This is a genomic window from Acidovorax sp. Root219, assembly GCF_001428665.1.
In the GTDB taxonomy this organism is placed as follows: domain Bacteria; phylum Pseudomonadota; class Gammaproteobacteria; order Burkholderiales; family Burkholderiaceae_C; genus Acidovorax.
In genome coordinates, this window is record NZ_LMIJ01000014.1 from 419,041 (window position 1) to 435,645 (window position 16,605).

Sequence of the window (16,605 nt, forward strand, 5' to 3'; positions counted from 1 at the left end):
CCGCTGTTTTTGCCGTACCGTTTATGCAACACCAAGGGCGGGTTTTTTTGTCGCCCCCGAGGATCACCCACCGATCACCGGGTAGGGCGCAAAACGGCTTCGATTCTCATTCACATCCAGCGCCCGGCCGATGGGCGGAAACGCGCGCTGCGGGCAGGCCTCGCGCTCGCAGACCTTGCAGCCCATGCCGATGGGCACGGCCGCCTCGGGGTCGGCCAGGTTCAGGCCGCGCGAGTACACGAGCTGCGCGGCATGGCGCACGTCGCAGCCCAGAGCCACCGAGAACTCCTTGCCCGGCGCGCCCCAGCCCCCTGCCCCGCCACCGCCGCGCGTGACGGTGCGCGCCACCCACAGGTAGGCCCGGCCGTCGGGCATGCGTGCCAGTTGCGGCACGATGCGCCCGGGCTGGGCAAAGGCCTCGTACACGTTCCACAGCGGGCAGGTGCCGCCGATCTTGCTGAAGTGAAAATGCGTGGCCGACTGGCGCTTGGAAATGTTGCCCGCCCGGTCCACGCGGACGAAGAAGAAGGGCACGCCGCGCGCGCTGGGCCGCTGCAGGGTGGACAGGCGGTGGCACACCGTCTCGAAGCCCACGCCGAACAGGTGGCCCAGCCGGTCGATGTCGTAGCGCACCGCCTCGGCTGCGCGCAGGAAGGCGGTGTAGGGCAGCAGCAAGGCGCCCGCGAAGTAGTTGGCCAGGCCGATGCGTGCCAGTGCCCGCGCCTGGTCGCCCGACAGGCCAGCCCCGTCGGCCAGGCGACGCAGTTCGGGGCCCATCTCCAGGAAGGCCAGTTGCGTTGCCATCTGGAAGGCGCGCTGCCCGGCTTCGAGCCCCCGGGCCAGTTGCAGCACCCCGCTGCCGGGGTCATAGTGGCGCTGCGCCCCGCCCGGCAGCTCTGCCGCCATGGCCACATGCACGCCATGGGCAGCCTGCAGGCGGCGCGCCAGCCCCTCGTCGGCCCGGCCGGGCTGCAGCGCCCAGTCGGCCGCCAGCCGCTCGGCCGCGTCGTCGAGCTCGGCGATGTGGTTGTGGCGGGCAAAGAAGAAGTCGCGCACCTCCTCGTAGGCCATGGGCTGATGGCTGGCGCTTGCCAGCGCTCCACTGCGCCCGTCGCCCCACTGGGCGCCCAGGGCATCGAGCCGCTCCAGCGCCTGGCGGTGGCGCTGGTGCAGGGCCAGCAGGGTGCGCGCCACGGCAGGCATGCCCGAGGCCAGTTCGCGGATCTCGGCCAGGGACACGGCCTGGCCTTCCATGCCCGGCTCGGAGGGCGTGTCCGCCAGCACCTCGCGCAAGCCGGTGATCAGGCGCGCCTCGTCGTCGTCGGAAAAGCGCTGCACGTCCACGCCGAACACGGCATTGATCTTGAGCAGCACCGGCACGGTGAGCGGCCGCTGGTTCTGCTCGAGCTGGTTGAGGTAGCTGGCCGACAGGTCGAGCGCGCGCGCCAATGCGATCTGAGTCATGCCGCGCTCTTCGCGCAGGCGGCGCAGACGCACGCCCATGAAGGTCTTCTTCATCGCGCGACCATCTCTGAGCCACTCATTCGCAAGATTCGCAATTCATCCATTTTTTCTTCGCAATCATTCGCCAATTCAGCCCTGTACGTGGGATATGGGCTTGCGTACATTGCGAATCATGCAACAAACCAGCGCCCTGCACCAGCCCATGCATTTCACGGAAATGGTGTTTCCCGGCCGCACCAACCACTACGGCACGCTGTTCGGCGGCCAGGCCCTGCTGCTGATGGGCCAGGCGGCCTTCGTCACGGCCAGCCGCCATGCGCGCTGCGCCGTGGTGATGGCGCGCTGCAGCGACGTGCAGTTCATGGCGCCCGTGCCCCAGGGCCAGGCGCTGCGGCTGACCGCAGAAGTCGTGCGCACCGGCAACAGCTCCATGACCGTGGAGGTCAGCGGCAGCGCCGAGAACCTGCACACCGGCCACCAGCAGCCCGCGCTGCGCGGCGCCTTCGAGATGGTGGCAGTGGACTGCGATGGCAGGCCTCGGCGCATCTGACCCATTGCCATCTTTCCCTACCGATCTATCCAACAACAGGAGACTGCCAGCATGAGCGACACCCTCGCCACCGGCTTCAAGCCCAAAAAATCCGTCGCCCTCTCGGGCGTGACCGCTGGCAACACGGCGTTGTGCACCGTGGGCCGCACGGGCAACGACCTGCACTACCGCGGCTACGACATCCTGGACATCGCCGATGTCTGCGAGTTCGAGGAAATCGCCCACCTGCTCGTGCACGGCAAGCTGCCCACCACGGCAGAGCTGCGCGCCTACAAGGGGCGCCTGAAGGCCCTGCGCGGCCTGCCGGCCAACGTGAAGGAGGCGCTGGAGCAGCTGCCCGCCAGCAGCCACCCCATGGACGTGATGCGCACGGGCGTATCGGCCCTGGGCTGCGTGCTGCCCGAGAAGGACGGGCACCACACGCCCGGCGCACGCGACATCGCCGACCGGCTGATGGCATCGCTCGGCTCCATGCTGCTGTACTGGTACCACTGGTCCACCCAGGGCAAGCGCATCGGGGTGGAGACGGACGACGACTCCATCGGCGCGCATTTCCTGCACCTGCTGCATGGCAAGAAACCATCGGCCGCGTGGGAGCGCGCCATGCACACCTCGCTGAACCTGTATGCGGAGCATGAGTTCAACGCCTCCACCTTCACCGCGCGCGTGGTGGCCGGCACAGGCAGCGACATGTACTCGTGCATCACCGGCGCCATCGGCGCGCTGCGCGGGCCCAAGCATGGCGGCGCCAACGAGGTGGCCTTCGAGATCCAGAAGCGCTACGACAACGCCGACGAAGCCGAGGCCGACATCCGCCGCCGCGTGGAGGCCAAGGAGGTGGTGATCGGATTTGGCCACCCGGTCTACACCGTGAGCGACCCGCGCAACGAGGTCATCAAGCGCGTGGCGCGCCAGCTGTCGCAGGACGCGGGCAGCACCAAGATGTTCGACATCGCGGAGCGGCTTGAGTCGGTGATGTGGGAGGCCAAGCAGATGTTCCCCAACCTCGACTGGTTCAGCGCCGTGAGCTACCACATGATGGGCGTGCCCACGGCCATGTTCACACCGCTGTTCGTCATTGCGCGCACCAGCGGCTGGGCGGCGCACATCATCGAGCAGCGCATCGACAACAAGATCATCCGCCCGAGCGCCCACTACACCGGGCCCGAAGACCTGGCCTTCGTGCCCATCAACGAGCGCAAGTAGATTCCACAGGAAGCGAACCGCCCTACCCCACGTCCATGAACACCAATTACCGCAAGAACCTGCCCGGCACTGCGCTGGACTATTTCGACGCCCGCGAAGCGGTCGACGCCCTGGAGCCCGGCGCCTGGGCGCACCTGCCCTACACCTCGCGCGTGCATGCCGAGAACCTGGTGCGCCGCTCTGACCCTGCCACCCTGGAAGCATCGCTGCGCCAGCTGATCGAGCGCCGGCGCGACCTGGACTTTCCGTGGTTTCCGGCGCGCGTGGTGTGCCACGACATCCTGGGCCAGACGGCGCTGGTGGACCTGGCCGGCCTGCGCGATGCGATTGCCGACAGAGGTGGCGACCCGGCCCAAGTGAACCCGGTGGTGCCCACCCAGCTCATCGTGGACCATTCGCTGGCCGTGGAGTTTGGCGGCGACGACCCCGAGGCATTTGCCAAGAACCGCGCCATCGAGGACCGGCGCAACGAGGACCGCTTCCACTTCATCGAGTGGACGAAGAAGGCGTTCAAGAACGTCGAGGTGATCCCGCCGGGCAACGGCATCATGCACCAGATCAACCTGGAGCGGATGTCGCCGGTGGTGCATGCCCAGGGTGGCGTGGCCTACCCCGACACGCTGGTGGGCACCGACAGCCACACCCCACACGTGGATGCGCTCGGCGTCATCGCCATCGGCGTGGGCGGGCTCGAGGCCGAGAGCGTGATGCTGGGCCGCGCCTCGTGGATGCGCCTGCCCGACATCATCGGTGTGGAACTGACCGGCCGGCCGCAGCCCGGCATCACCGCCACCGACACCGTGCTGGCCCTCACCGAGTTCCTGCGCCAGCAGAAGGTGGTGGGCGCCTACCTGGAGTTCTTCGGCGCCGGCGCCTCGGCGCTGACCCTGGGCGACCGGGCCACCATATCCAACATGACGCCCGAGTTCGGCGCCACGGCGGCGATGTTCTACATCGACGAGCAGACCATCGCCTACCTGCGCCTCACGGGCCGTGAAGCGGAGCAGGTGCGGCTGGTAGAGACCTATGCCAAGGCAACCGGCCTGTGGGCCGATGCCCTGGCCACGGCCGAGTACGAGCGCGTGCTGTCGTTCGACCTGTCCCGCGTGGTGCGCAGCATGGCCGGGCCCTCCAACCCGCACAAGCGCCTGCCCACCAGCGACCTGGCGGCACGCGGCATTGCCGCGCCGTGGACCGAGCCGCCCGGCCAGATGCCCGACGGCGCGGTCATCATCGCTGCCATCACCAGCTGCACCAACACCAGCAACCCGCGCAACGTGATCGCCGCCGGCTTGCTGGCGCGCAATGCCAATGCCCGGGGCCTGGTGCGCAAGCCCTGGGTCAAGTCGTCCCTGGCGCCCGGCTCCAAGGCCGTGCAGCTGTACCTGGAGGACGCCGGGCTGCTGGCCGAGCTGGAGCAACTCGGCTTCGGCATCGTGGCCTTTGCCTGCACCACCTGCAACGGCATGTCGGGCGCGCTGGCCCCGGCGATCCAGCAGGAGATCATCGAGCGCGACCTGTACGCCACGGCCGTGCTCTCGGGCAACCGCAATTTCGACGGGCGCATCCACCCCTATGCAAAACAGGCTTTCCTCGCATCGCCGCCGCTGGTGGTGGCCTATGCGATCGCGGGCACGGTGCGCTTCGACATCGAAAAGGACGTGCTCGGCACGGACGCCGAGGGCCGCCCCGTCACGCTCGAGGACATCTGGCCCGGCGACGAAGAGATCGACGCCATCGTGGCGCAAAGCGTCAAGCCCGAGCACTTCCGCCGCGTGTACGAGCCCATGTTCCGCCTGCAGGCGGCCAGCGGCGAGCCCGTGAGCCCGCTGTACGACTGGCGGCCACAGAGCACCTACATCCGCCGCCCGCCCTACTGGGAAGGCGCCCTGGCCGGCGAGCGCACCTTGCGGGGAATGCGCCCGCTGGCCGTGCTGCCCGACAACATCACCACCGACCATCTCTCGCCCTCCAACGCCATCCTGATGGACAGCGCCGCCGGCGAGTACCTGCACCGCATGGGCCTGCCCGAGGAGGATTTCAACTCCTACGCCACGCACCGCGGCGACCACCTCACGACCCAGCGCGCGACCTTTGCCAACCCGCAGCTGGTCAACGAGATGGCTGTGGTGGACGGCCGGGTGAAGAAGGGATCCTTCACCCGCATCGAGCCCGAGGGCCAGGTGGTGCGCATGTGGGAGGGCATCGAGACCTACATGCAGCGCGGCCAGCCGCTGATCATCATCGCCGGGGCCGACTACGGCCAGGGCTCGTCGCGCGACTGGGCGGCCAAGGGCGTGCGCCTGGCGGGGGTGGAGGCAATCGCGGCCGAAGGCTTCGAGCGCATCCACCGCACCAACCTGATCGGCATGGGCGTGCTGCCGCTGGAGTTCAAGCCCGGCACCAACCGCCTGACCCTCGGCCTCGATGGCACGGAGACGTACGATGTGGTGGGCGAACGCCGCCCGCGCGCCAACCTCGTGCTGGTGGTGCGGCGCAAGGGCGGCGAGCGCATCGATGTGCCGATGACCTGCCGCCTGGACACCGCCGAGGAAGCCTCGATCTACGAGGCCGGCGGCGTGCTGCAGCGGTTTGCACAAGACTTTCTTGCTTCCACCTCCCAGCCACCGGTTGCCTGACATGCCCCACCCACCCCAGATCAAGATCCCCGCCACCTATATGCGCGGCGGCACCAGCAAGGGCGTGTTCTTTCGCCTGCAAGACCTGCCTGCCGCAGCCCAGGCACCGGGCACCGCACGCGACGCCCTGCTGCTGCGCGTGGCCGGCAGCCCCGACCCCTATGGCAAGCAGACCGACGGCATGGGCGGCGCCACGTCGAGCACCAGCAAGGTGGTGATCCTCGCACCCACAACCCGGCCCGGCCACGACGTGGACTACCTCTTCGGCCAGGTGGCCATCGACTCGGCCTTTGTCGACTGGAGCGGCAACTGCGGCAACCTGTCGGCCGCCGTGGGGCCGTTCGCCATCGCCAACGGCCTGGTGGATGCCGCCCGTGTGCCGCACAACGGCATCGCCACGGTGCGCATCTGGCAGGCCAACATCGGCAAGACCATCGTCGCCCACGTGCCCATCACCGGCGGGGCCGTGCAGGAGACCGGCGATTTCGAGCTCGATGGCGTCGCCTTCCCCGCAGCCGAGGTGCAGCTCGAATTCATGGACCCGGCGGCCAACGAGGACGGTGCGGGCGGCGCCATGTTCCCCACCGGCAATGTGGTGGACGAGCTCGCCGTGCCGGGCGTGGGCACGATGCGCGCCACCCTGATCAACGCCGGCATCCCCACCATCTTCGTCCATGCCGCCGACATTGGCTGCACCGGCACCGAGCTGCAGGATGCGATCAACAGCGACCCCGCCGCGCTCGCGCGCTTCGAGGCCATCCGCGCCCACGGCGCCGTGCGCATGGGGCTGATCGCCACGGTGGACGACGCCGCCCGGCGCCAGCACACGCCCAAGGTGGCCTTCGTCGCGCCGCCGGCCGGCTACACCGCATCGAGCGGCAAGGCCGTGGCCGCCGCCGATGTGGACCTGCTGGTGCGCGCCCTGTCCATGGGCAAGCTGCACCACGCCATGATGGGCACGGCGGCCGTGGCCATCGCCACCGCTGCGGCCGTCCCCGGCACGCTGGTGAATCGGGCCGCCGGTGGCGGGCAGCGCAGCGCCGTGCGCTTTGGCCACCCCTCGGGCACGCTGCGCGTGGGCGCCGAAGCCACCCGGCAATCCAACGGCGAGTGGACGGTGACCAAGGCCCTGATGGGCCGCAGCGCCCGCGTGCTCATGAGCGGCTGGGTGCATGTCCCTGGCGACGCCTTCTGACGCCCTTCGCAGAACAACCTGACTCCCATCCATCCATGTCCACCCGCAAGACCCTCAAAGCCCTGGCCGAATCGCGCCTCGGCATCCTCGTTCCCGGCGCCTTCAACGCCCTGTCGGCCCGCGTGGTGGCCGACCTGGGCTTCGAAGCCCTCTACGTCACCGGCGCCGGGGTGACGAATATGTGGTTCGGCCTGCCGGACCAAGCCTTCATGGGCCTGACCGACATTGCCGACCACACGGCGCGCATCCGCGACGCGGTGGAGCTGCCGCTGATCGTGGACGCTGACACCGGCTTCGGCAACGCGCTCAACACCTACCACGCGGTGCGCACGCTGGAGCGCGCGGGCGCCGACTGCATCCAGCTCGAAGACCAGGTCAGCCCCAAGCGCTGCGGGCATTTCAACGGCAAGGAGGTGATCAGTACCGACGAGATGCTGGGCAAGATCCGTGCGGCCGTGGATGCCCGCCGCGACCCCGACACCCTCATCCTGGCCCGCACCGACGCCTGCGCCACCCAGGGCTTCGAAGCCGCCGTGGAGCGTGCCCAGCGCTTCGGCGAGGCCGGCGCCGACATTTTGTTCGTAGAGGCCGTGACCACGGCCGAAGAGATCCGCGCCCTGCCCCGGCGCCTGGCCAGCAAGCCCCAGCTCATGAACATGGTGATCGGCGGCAAAACGCCCATCTTCAGCGCCGAGGAACTGGCCGACCTGGGCTATGGCATCGTGCTGTATGCCAATGCCGCGCTGCAGGGCGCGGTGGCCGGCATGCAGAAGGCGCTGACGGTGCTGCGCGACACGAAGCGCATCGACGAGGACCCGGCCCTGGTGGCACCGTTTGCGGAGCGGCAGCGGCTGGTGAAGAAGAGCGAGTGGGATGCGCTGGAGCAGACGTACCGGTGATCGGGGAGACCGCAGACAAGCCTCAGGCCTGCACGTAAGCGTCCATGATCCGTTGCTCTGCGGGCTGCCTTGCAATGTGCAGGAGCACCGTTTGAGCCAACGGCACGGAATCAAAAAGCACCAACTGCTTGCAGTAGGCAAAAACCTCGTCGAGCGTTTGATTTTCGTGCCAGGACGTCATGACGAATCGGTCTTCCGGAATATCCCCAAACTCGAATTCTTCCAGCAAGGTCCAGTCCACCACGTCATCCCACAGGTCGCAACGCTCGCCCCAGGCCGGCATGCAAAGGCAACCTGAACGCACGAGCCAGGAGCTTGCAAGCGCCCGCCAAGCGGGAGCCACATCCACCTCGGCAATCACCACCACCCGGCTTGGTAAGAAGTTGGAGACCAGCGGCAGTTGACCACCCGGTAAAAGGTGCAGGTAGTGCACTGTCGCGAGAGTCTTGGGCTCAACACCCATCATTTTCCGAGACCCATCGAAACACCGTCAAATGCGGCGAGGTTCTGAATTCGGGCATGGCATCTCCCAGGTGCAAATGGTCATAGGCCGCGCCCATTCGGTCCATTTCATCTGCAGCCGACAGGAAGAATGCGGCGATATCGCGCAACTCCTGCGGGCTGGCCTCCAATGTCACCTCTGCCAATTCAGCGGACGCACCGATATCCTGCGGGCCTTCCTTTGGGTATCCGTGAAGCTTCATGGAAGCATGCTAAATCATTGCCCTTGCATCAACCCAATGAATCCGGCGCCAAGGCCGGCGAGCAGGCCTCCACGGCGGACTGCAGACATCCGAACCAATAGCCCTCCCGCTCGCTGCCCTGCAAACCATCCGCAAGGGCCTGGAGTGCGGGCAGCAGCAAGGGGCTTGCCAACTGCTCTGCCGCATCCAGCTGATAAACCCGGCATTCGGGCCCCAGTTGCGCCAAGAGGTGGTCTATCACCCTCAGGTCTTGCCGTGCCGCCAGGCCCACCAGGGCCTCACCCCGGACGTCCTCGTCTTCATCATTCAGATTGCGCCACAGGACCTCGCGCAGGCCCGGCGTGTCGGCGTTCTGCAAGGTGCCAAGGCCGAAGGTGGCCCAATCGCGCACGTCCGAGTCCACGTCGGTTGCCAGCTGGATCAACGCGCCGATGGCGGCCGGATCCTGGTAGCAACCCAGCGATACGGCGACATTCCAACGCATTGCACTGTCGGCATGCCTCGCCAACACCACCAGGGTCTCCAGAGCATCTGGATGTGGTCGATGCCCGAGACCCGACACTGCGGCACAGACTACGCCGGAGTGCGAATCCATCAGGCCTGCCAGCAGCAGCGCCTGCCTGGCATCCAGGGCGTATTCCATCGCTCCGCCCATGCCTGAACGCCTGCGCCGCTGCAACTGTGACGCGACATGCAAGCCCAGGGCCCTGCGCCTCCAACTGCGGCTCGCACAAAGTGAGCGCACCAGGTCCAGAAGCAGCAGAGAAGCGCGCACCTGCATTTCGACGACGGCACTCCAGCCCCGGTCAGTGTCCCAGGCACGCAGTGCACTGCGCACCAGTTGCTGCGGGGTCCGCTGCCGGTTCAGGTTCCGGGATGGCCTTTTCATGAACACGATGTTAGCCCCAGCGGCCGACCCATCGCCCCGCTTGCGCGCGGCTACGCTTCCATGCGCTCCAGATTGCCGCCGATGCGCACCAGCATCGCGCCCAACTGCTCCACCTCCTGCGGCGTAAAGCCGGCCAGCGCCTCGTCCACCTGCGCATCGAGCAGGGCCTTGCCCTGGGGTAGCTTGCGCCGGGCCGCGGGCGTCAGCGATACCAGCCGGCTGCGGCCGTCGGCCGGATCGGGCGTGCGCTGGACCAGGCCGTCGCGCTCCATGCGCGCCAGCAACTGGGCCATGCTGGGCTGCTCGACCTGGGCGATCTGCGCCAGCTCGGCCTGCGAGCGCGTTGCGCCGTCCTTGAGCGAGACAAGCACGGGCAACTGGCCCATGGCCAGGCCCAGGTCGCGCAGCCGGGCGTCACCCAGGCGCGTGAAGCCGCGCGCCACGTGGCCGATCATCTTCAGGGGATTCATCGTGACGGAGCTTGCTTGACTTTGCATAGGTACCTATCTTAATATAAATAGGATCCTATTTAATTTGATTGGCGCACATGACCTATCCCCGCATTGCCATCATCGGCGCCGGCCCCGCAGGGCTCACGCTGGCCCGCACACTGCACCTGGCCGGCATGGCCAGCACCGTGTTCGAACGCGAAGCCAGGCCGCTGGTGCGGCCCCAGGGCGGCACGCTGGACCTGCACGAAGGCTCAGGCCTGCTGGCGCTGGAGCGCGCCCGGCTGCTGGAGCCCTTCCAGCGCATTGCGCGCTACGACGACCAGGGCTCACGCCTGCTGGACCGGGCAGGCCAGGTGCTGTTCGAATCGGCAGATGCCAGCAGCGGCAACCGGCCCGAGGTGGACCGCACCGCCTTGCGCAGCATGCTGCTCGATGCCCTGCCGGCCGGCTGCGTGCGCTGGTGCAGTGAACTGGTGCAGGTGGCAGATGCAGGCCAGGGCACCTGGAAGCTGGTGCTGGCCGATGGGGACGATGGCGAGGCCGGGCCATTCGACCTGGTGGTCGGTGCAGACGGCGCATGGTCGCGCGTGCGGCCCCTGCTGTCGGCCTACCAGCCGCAGTACAGTGGGCTCACGTTCATCGAGTTCGGCATTGACGACATCGATGCCCGGCACCCGGCCCTCTCGCGCCTGGTGGGCCGCGGCAAGCTGCAGGTGTGCGGTGGCGGCAAGGAGATCATCGCCCAGCGCAACGGCAACGCCCATGTGCGTGGCTATGCCATCTTCAGGGTGCCGACCGACTGGGCGCACAAACGCTTCGACTTCGCATTGCCCGCAGCCGTGCGCGAGGGGTTGCTGGCCGAGTTTGCGGACCACGCCGAGGGCATCACCGACCTGTTTCGCGCCAGCACCGACCATTTCGTCGCCCGCCACATCCACGCCCTGCCCGTCGGCCACCGCTGGCAGCACCGCCAGGGCCTGACCCTGCTGGGCGACGCCGCCCACCTGATGTCGCCCTTTGGCGGCGAGGGGGTGAATGCGGCCATGCTGGACGCCAGCGACCTGGCCATGCGCCTGATCGAGCAGGTGGGCTGGGCCCGGGCGGTGAAGGACTACGAGCAGCACATGTTCGAGCGCGTGGTGCAGGCAGCCGCCGGCTCCGCCGAGGCCGCTGCCACCGAGTTGTCGCACGACAGCCTGGCCCTGACCCTTGGCCACATGCGGATGCACGAGGCGCAGGCCGCCTGAGACAGGCAGGATCAGGTGGGGGGCGGCGCCTGCACCGCCAGCATGTTCGCATCCCGCGCCAGCAGCCAGCGGCCCCGTTCCTTGCGGAACACGGTGAGCACCGGGCCCGAGCGCACGGTGGGCGGCGCAGCACCGCCGGGTGGGGTGACGGTCACGCTCAGTTGCGACCTGGCAAACGCCCACTCGCCGGCCACCTGCACCTCCTGGATGTCGCTGGTGCCGTCCACCTGGGGGCCGGCACCGCCGGCCCGCAGCCGGGCGGCGGCCTCGGAATCGGCCCTGGACATGGCTGGCCTGCCGGGCATGAGAAAGACCACGTCGTCGGTCATCAGGCCCATCACGGCCTCCACGTCACCGGCACGGGTCGCCACCATCCAGGTTTCGATCAGTGCCCGGATCTGTGCTTCATCGTCAGAGTGCATGGCTGCTCCCGCAAAGGTGTCTGTCGGGCCAACGTCCGCTACGCGCCCTCGCGCAGCAGCGCCATGGCATGGCTGTCATGGTAGTCACCATCCACGCGCACCGAACGGCGGCGAATGCCCTCCAGCTCAAAGCCCAAACGCTCGTACAGGGCCCTGGCATTGGTGTTGTCGGCACGCACGCTCAGCTCGATGCGCGTCAAGCCCCGGGCCCAGGCGCCGTCGATGGCGGCGCGCATCAGTTGCGCCCCGATGCCCCGGTGCCGCGCGGCGGGGATGAGCCCTATGCCCAGGGTGCCCACATGCATCCGCGTCTGCCCCATGCCGGGCAGGACGTCGCACCAGCCCACGACCTGGCCGTCGGCCACGGCCACCACCTGGCACTGGTCGTTGGCGATGATGTACTCATAAAAGGCGCGCGAGGACTCCCAGGGCGGTGCCTCGGTAAAGGCCAGGAAGCGCTTCTCGCGCGCGACCGTGTCGAGGGCGCGCCACAGGCCCTCGAAATGCGCTGGTGCCACCGGTTCGATGGACAGGTTCATCCCGCAGATCTCCAGTCAGCGGGGCCCATGCCCCGAGCCACCGCAGTCTACCGGCCTGCGGAGAACACCCATCCCGCACCCAGATCGACAGGCTGCACGGCAGCGCCAGCGCCTGCCGCATCCGCCCGGTGCTTGTCCATGATGCGGTGCAGGTTGCCCTCGATCCAGTCCACCAGCCCTTCGACCTGGCGTGCCACTTCGGTGCCCATGGGCGTCAGGCTGTATTCGACATGGGGCGGCACCACCGGGTGGGACACGCGCAGCACAAAGCCATCGTGCTCCAGCCACTGCAGGGTCTGGGCGAGCATCTTCTCGCTCACGCCGCCTACCTTGCGGCGCAGATCGCTGAAGCGGTGTGTGCCCGCGAGCAGGGCCACCAGCACGAGCACGCCCCAGCGGCTGGTCACATGCTGAAGCACCGCGCGTGATGGGCAATCGGGCGCGAACAGCTGGCCGCGCTGCAGCCGCTCGGCAATTCCGTCAGGGGATACCGCGTTGGTGGGGGGTGGTGAAGGGTTTGCAGACATAGGGGTACTTACCTTTATGTGCGTACTTACAAAAAGTTAGCTTGACCGCTATTCTGCCTTTTCTGTCTTTTTCAACCAAGGTTTTTCACCATGATCGCCATCACCGGAGCCACCGGCCAGCTCGGCCGCCTCGTCATCCAGTCCCTGCTCAAGAGCATCCCTGCCGCCCAGATCGTCGCGGCTGTGCGCAGCCCCGAAAAAGCCCAGGACCTCGCTGCCCTGGGCGTGCAGGTGCGCAAGGCGGACTATGGGCAGCCCGACACGCTGGATGCAGCCTTCCAGGGCGTGGACAAGCTGCTGCTGATCTCATCGAGCGTAGTGGGCCAGCGCACGGCGCAGCACAAGGCGGTGATCGACGCGGCAAAGCGTGCCCAGGTGCAACTGCTGGCCTATACCAGCGTGCTGCGTGCCAACAGCTCCCTGCTGGGCCTGGCTGCGGAGCACGTGGAGACCGAAGCCTTGCTGCGCGCCTCGGGCCTGCCGGTGGTGCTGCTGCGCAATGGCTGGTACACCGAGAACTACACGGCCAGCGTGCCGGCCGCCCTTGCCCATGGCGCTGTGCTGGGCAGCGCGGGCAACGGCCGCATCGCCTCGGCGGCGCGCGTGGACTATGCCGAAGCCGCAGCCGTGGTGTTGGCCACCGATGGCCACGCCGGCCGCGTGTACGAACTGGCGGGCGACAGTGCCTACACCCTGGCGGACCTGGCTGCAGAGATCGCACGCCAGTCGGGCAAGACCGTGGTTTACAAGGACCTGCCCGAGGCCGACTACCAGGCGGCACTGGTGCAGGTGGGCTTGCCGGCAGGCTTTGCCGCACTGCTCGCCGATTCGGACGCCGCAGCGGCCAAGGGTGCGCTGTTCGACGATGGCCACCAGCTGAGCCAGCTGATCGGCAGGGCCACGACGCCGCTGGCGACCACGGTGGCAGCGGCCTTGAAGGGCTGATGGCAAGGGGTGAGGCGCCCGCAGGCGCCCCACGCCCACTGCCTCATGGGGTGGCTTCGATGAGCTCGGCGATGCGCGTGTAACCCAGTCGCCTGGCGTGCTGCGCGGCGCCCAGGCCTTCGCGGTCCACCAGGGCCGGGTTGGCGCCCAGGGCCAGGAGTTTCTGGACCGTGGTGGTTTGGCCGCCCATGGCCGCCAGCATAAGTGCGGTTTTGCCAGCGTTGTCGCGGGCGTCGATGGGCGCCCCCTGGCGGATGAGGCTTTCCACCTGCAGCGCGTGGCCCGTGCGGGCCGCCTCCCGCAAGTCATCGGGCAACGAGGCACTGCCCCCGCTGTCGGCACGGGGCGCGGCCGCAGCCAGGCTGTTGCCCGCCGCGCTGCTGTCCTGCCGCCTGGGGACCGCTGTCGGGGCAGGCAGTGCCTGAACCGGTGCGGCGGAGCGGGAAGTTTCGGCTGCAGCGGCAGGGGCTGCCGCTGGGGGTGGCGGCACCGCTACCCCGGCAGCCGGGGCATCCTGGACGGCCAGGCGCTCGCGCATTTCACCGCGTGGAGCGGAGGGAGCGGAAGGCGCCACTGGCGGCGCAGATCCAGACACCGACGAGCGGTCGGCCGTGAGAGGCGGCGATGCGGGGAAGCCCGACACCGCGCCGGCCGCGCCCGCAGCCGTTGGGGATTCGGCCTCCTGGATGGCCGGTGCGGGTGCCGTCTTGGCCAGCGGCCCGGCTTGGCTCAGCGCCGGTGCAGCAGGTATTTGCGCCGCAGACCTCGCAGATGGACTGGCCTCGTCACGGGCACGGCCTTGCGGTACCGCAGGTGCTGCCGAAGGCGCTTCTGGCGCCGCTGCAGGAGCAGGTGCAGGGAGTACGGCAGACGGCCGCTGCACGCGCGCAGGCGTCTCGGCACGGCGCTGGCCGTAGGCGATTTCCTGTTCTTCGGGCGTCCCGCGCTGGAACTGCAGCAGCAGCAAGCCGGTCAGGCCCACCACGGCCACGGTGGCCAGGGCCGTGATCTTCCAGTGCGACTGGTTGGCGGCAACCGGGCTGGGGGCGGCGGGCGCAGTGGGCAACGGGGCTGCCGCCAGCATCTGGGCATGTGCACGCACGGCAGCGCGGACATGGGCACCGGGGCGGGCATCTTCCTGTTCGCTGGCTTCGCGGTACCGCTGGGTCAGCTCGTCGTCCCGCGCGCTCATGGTGCAAACTCCTGTAGCTGTTGGCGAAGGCTGGCCCGCGCATAGCGCAGGCGGCTCTTGGCGGTTTCAAAACTGACGCCAGTGGCCTGTGCAATCTCCTGCACGCCGAGGTCACCTTCGGCCTGCAGAAGAAAGGCCTGCCGCTGCTCGAACGGCAGCTGCTCCACCGCCGCGATCAGCGCCGCCGCCTGCTCGCGCGACTGCAATTGCCGAACCGGGCCGAACCCGGAGTCTGCCGCCAGGGTGTTCACCAGGCTGCACTCGTCATCGTCGCTCGCGTCCAGGCTGGCGTGGTGCTTGGCGGTGCGCAGGTGGTCCACCAGCCGGTTGTGTGCCAGGGTGAACAGCCAGGTCCTGAATTTCGCCTTGACCTCATAACTGCCGGCATTGCGCGCCACGGCAAACCAGACGTCCTGCAGCAGGTCGTCGGCCACCGCCTGGACCTTCACGCTGCGAAACACAAACCGCCATACCGCCAGCTCGTGCCGGCTGTAGAGCGTGTCGAACGCGCCCAGCTCACCCCCGGCATAGCGCAGCATCAGCGCCTCGTCGGTGTCGTTGGTGTCGTCGGGTGATGGGAGGGCCGGCACCTGTGCATTATGCGGGGCCCTCATCCACCGGCGAAGTCTGCCACGCTCCGCTAGGCCGCATCACTTCGGGTCCGGCACATAGGACACGTTGTCCGACTGCGGAAACGCGCGGGGTACCGGTGGCCGCACCGGCTGCTCGCGGATCACGCCGCTGGCGACCAGGTTCTCGCGGCTGTCGTAGCGGATGCTGATGACTTCATTGGGCTGCTCCTGCAGCCGCGTGAAGGTGGTCTGCGTGACGACGGAGGTCTCGCGCTGGCCATGTGCCGTGCCCAGTTTGGGCGATGGTGCAGGCGCCGCCTTCGCCAGGCTGCCCGCCGACTGCGAGCGCGCGGAGGACTCGGCTTCCGAGGCGGGGGTGGGAGCTGCGGCGGCGGGCGACGCTGGCTCCTCGCGCAGGCGCCCGAGCCTGTTGTCGCTGCTGCTGTCGCGGCGCTGGCCCAAGGGCTCCTGTACCACGGGTGGCGCGGGCAAGGGCGGCTGCTCGCGAAACAGCGCCACGCCGATCACGCCCACGTTGGCCGGCCGGCCGGTGCGGCCGGCATAGGAGTTGCCTGCGCTGGAGAACTCAAAGGCGGCGATCTCGCTGCTGCTCTTGCGCCAGCCGGTGATCTGGTAGCGCTCGTAGGGAGAGAACACATAACCGCGCTGGTCCCAGGCGGCGGTCTCGCCACTGAGCACATTCACGCCGTCCACCGAGGGCACAGCCAGCACCCGCTCGCCCAGGCGGTTGTGTACCGTGACGGCATAGCGCGCGCCAGGGCGGCCGGCCACCCAGTATTCGCCTTTGGCGTAATGCACCGGCAACGTGGCGCCGGTTTCGCGATCGACGATGGTGATATCGGCCAGGCGGCCAATGGCCTGGGCCGGCAGGCTGGCCAGCGCCAGCATTGCAGCCAGAGCGGGAAGGATGAATGAACCGGATTTCATGGCAGCTCCATCAAAGTGTTGGTGCTGAGTGAAACGAACGGCGGGGATGAACGGGGTTAAGCGCCACCCAAAAAAATGAAAAATAGTAGGGCCAGGGCTTCCGGGCGAGGCGGACCTCAGGAATCGGCCGGAACGTCGGACGCATTTCGCCGGCCCAAACGCAAAACCCCCCAGTCCTTTGGAGACTGAGGGGGATTGGGGCTATAAGAGCCTGA

At 68.2% G+C, this 16,605-nt stretch carries 18 protein-coding genes; 7 read left to right on the forward strand and 11 right to left on the reverse strand.

Annotation, left to right across the window (positions count from 1 at the left end; all coding sequences use genetic code 11):
* Positions 1–63: 63 nt before the first annotated feature.
* The gene (locus ASE28_RS17860; protein WP_057267827.1) at positions 64–1,518 is read right to left on the reverse strand and encodes a short-chain fatty acyl-CoA regulator family protein; all 1,455 of its coding nucleotides are present in this window, start codon (positions 1,516–1,518) and stop codon (positions 64–66) included.
* A 118-nt stretch (positions 1,519–1,636) separates the two neighbouring features.
* Between ASE28_RS17860 and ASE28_RS17865 the strand changes: the two genes are divergently transcribed.
* From ASE28_RS17865 to ASE28_RS17885, 5 genes are read left to right on the forward strand one after another with little or no spacing between them, the layout of a single operon-like run.
* The gene (locus ASE28_RS17865) at positions 1,637–2,014 is read left to right on the forward strand and encodes an acyl-CoA thioesterase (RefSeq protein ID WP_235516155.1); all 378 of its coding nucleotides are present in this window, start codon (positions 1,637–1,639) and stop codon (positions 2,012–2,014) included.
* A 51-nt stretch (positions 2,015–2,065) separates the two neighbouring features.
* Positions 2,066–3,220, forward strand: coding sequence for a 2-methylcitrate synthase (gene prpC / locus ASE28_RS17870; RefSeq protein WP_057203235.1), 1,155 nt, complete (start codon positions 2,066–2,068; stop codon positions 3,218–3,220).
* A 35-nt stretch (positions 3,221–3,255) separates the two neighbouring features.
* A complete protein-coding gene (gene acnD, locus ASE28_RS17875; RefSeq protein ID WP_057203236.1) occupies positions 3,256–5,859 on the forward strand; it encodes a Fe/S-dependent 2-methylisocitrate dehydratase AcnD in 2,604 nt (867 codons plus the stop codon).
* Position 5,860: 1 nt separating this feature from the next.
* Positions 5,861–7,054, forward strand: coding sequence for a 2-methylaconitate cis-trans isomerase PrpF (prpF, locus tag ASE28_RS17880; RefSeq protein WP_057203237.1), 1,194 nt, complete (start codon positions 5,861–5,863; stop codon positions 7,052–7,054).
* A 35-nt stretch (positions 7,055–7,089) separates the two neighbouring features.
* The gene (locus tag ASE28_RS17885; protein WP_057267828.1) at positions 7,090–7,953 is read left to right on the forward strand and encodes an oxaloacetate decarboxylase; all 864 of its coding nucleotides are present in this window, start codon (positions 7,090–7,092) and stop codon (positions 7,951–7,953) included.
* Between the two features lie 22 nt (positions 7,954–7,975).
* Here the strand turns inward: ASE28_RS17885 and ASE28_RS32125 are convergent, their stop codons facing one another.
* The 4 genes from ASE28_RS32125 to ASE28_RS17905 are packed head-to-tail and all read right to left on the reverse strand — an operon-like array spanning position 7,976 to position 10,016.
* The gene (locus tag ASE28_RS32125) at positions 7,976–8,386 is read right to left on the reverse strand and encodes a hypothetical protein (protein WP_162262259.1); all 411 of its coding nucleotides are present in this window, start codon (positions 8,384–8,386) and stop codon (positions 7,976–7,978) included.
* A 19-nt stretch (positions 8,387–8,405) separates the two neighbouring features.
* Positions 8,406–8,657, reverse strand: a complete 252-nt coding sequence (locus tag ASE28_RS17895; RefSeq protein ID WP_057267830.1) for a hypothetical protein — start codon at positions 8,655–8,657, stop codon at positions 8,406–8,408.
* A 28-nt stretch (positions 8,658–8,685) separates the two neighbouring features.
* Positions 8,686–9,546: a HEAT repeat domain-containing protein gene (locus tag ASE28_RS17900; protein WP_157422019.1), complete on the reverse strand. Its 861-nt coding sequence runs from the start codon at positions 9,544–9,546 to the stop codon at positions 8,686–8,688.
* 50 nt (positions 9,547–9,596) lie between these two features.
* A complete protein-coding gene (locus tag ASE28_RS17905) occupies positions 9,597–10,016 on the reverse strand; it encodes a MarR family winged helix-turn-helix transcriptional regulator (RefSeq protein WP_157422020.1) in 420 nt (139 codons plus the stop codon).
* A 77-nt stretch (positions 10,017–10,093) separates the two neighbouring features.
* On the opposite strand from ASE28_RS17905, the gene ASE28_RS17910 reads away from it, so the two are divergent.
* Complete coding sequence (locus ASE28_RS17910; protein ID WP_057267833.1) at positions 10,094–11,245, forward strand: NAD(P)/FAD-dependent oxidoreductase; 1,152 nt, start codon at positions 10,094–10,096, stop codon at positions 11,243–11,245.
* Between the two features lie 11 nt (positions 11,246–11,256).
* On the opposite strand, the gene ASE28_RS17915 is transcribed toward ASE28_RS17910, so the two are convergent.
* The 3 genes from ASE28_RS17915 to ASE28_RS17925 are packed head-to-tail and all read right to left on the reverse strand — an operon-like array spanning position 11,257 to position 12,733.
* The gene (locus tag ASE28_RS17915) at positions 11,257–11,667 is read right to left on the reverse strand and encodes an SgcJ/EcaC family oxidoreductase (RefSeq protein ID WP_057267834.1); all 411 of its coding nucleotides are present in this window, start codon (positions 11,665–11,667) and stop codon (positions 11,257–11,259) included.
* Positions 11,668–11,705: 38 nt separating this feature from the next.
* Positions 11,706–12,206: a GNAT family N-acetyltransferase gene (locus ASE28_RS17920; RefSeq protein ID WP_057267835.1), complete on the reverse strand. Its 501-nt coding sequence runs from the start codon at positions 12,204–12,206 to the stop codon at positions 11,706–11,708.
* Positions 12,207–12,253: 47 nt separating this feature from the next.
* Entirely contained in the window at positions 12,254–12,733 is a 480-nt protein-coding gene (locus ASE28_RS17925; RefSeq protein WP_057267836.1) for a helix-turn-helix domain-containing protein, read from the reverse strand.
* 90 nt (positions 12,734–12,823) lie between these two features.
* Between ASE28_RS17925 and ASE28_RS17930 the strand changes: the two genes are divergently transcribed.
* Positions 12,824–13,678 carry an SDR family oxidoreductase gene (locus ASE28_RS17930; RefSeq protein WP_057267837.1) on the forward strand — a complete coding sequence of 285 codons (855 nt, stop codon included), beginning with the start codon at positions 12,824–12,826 and terminating at the stop codon, positions 13,676–13,678.
* Between the two features lie 43 nt (positions 13,679–13,721).
* Here the strand turns inward: ASE28_RS17930 and ASE28_RS17935 are convergent, their stop codons facing one another.
* From ASE28_RS17935 to ASE28_RS17945, 3 genes are read right to left on the reverse strand one after another with little or no spacing between them, the layout of a single operon-like run.
* Complete coding sequence (locus ASE28_RS17935) at positions 13,722–14,870, reverse strand: ankyrin repeat domain-containing protein (RefSeq protein ID WP_057267838.1); 1,149 nt, start codon at positions 14,868–14,870, stop codon at positions 13,722–13,724.
* Positions 14,867–15,484: a sigma-70 family RNA polymerase sigma factor gene (locus ASE28_RS17940; RefSeq protein ID WP_057267839.1), complete on the reverse strand. Its 618-nt coding sequence runs from the start codon at positions 15,482–15,484 to the stop codon at positions 14,867–14,869. The genes ASE28_RS17935 and ASE28_RS17940 overlap by 4 nt, the downstream gene beginning before the upstream one ends.
* Before the next feature lie 36 nt (positions 15,485–15,520).
* Positions 15,521–16,390, reverse strand: coding sequence for a hypothetical protein (locus ASE28_RS17945; RefSeq protein WP_057267840.1), 870 nt, complete (start codon positions 16,388–16,390; stop codon positions 15,521–15,523).
* Positions 16,391–16,605 lie beyond the last annotated feature (215 nt).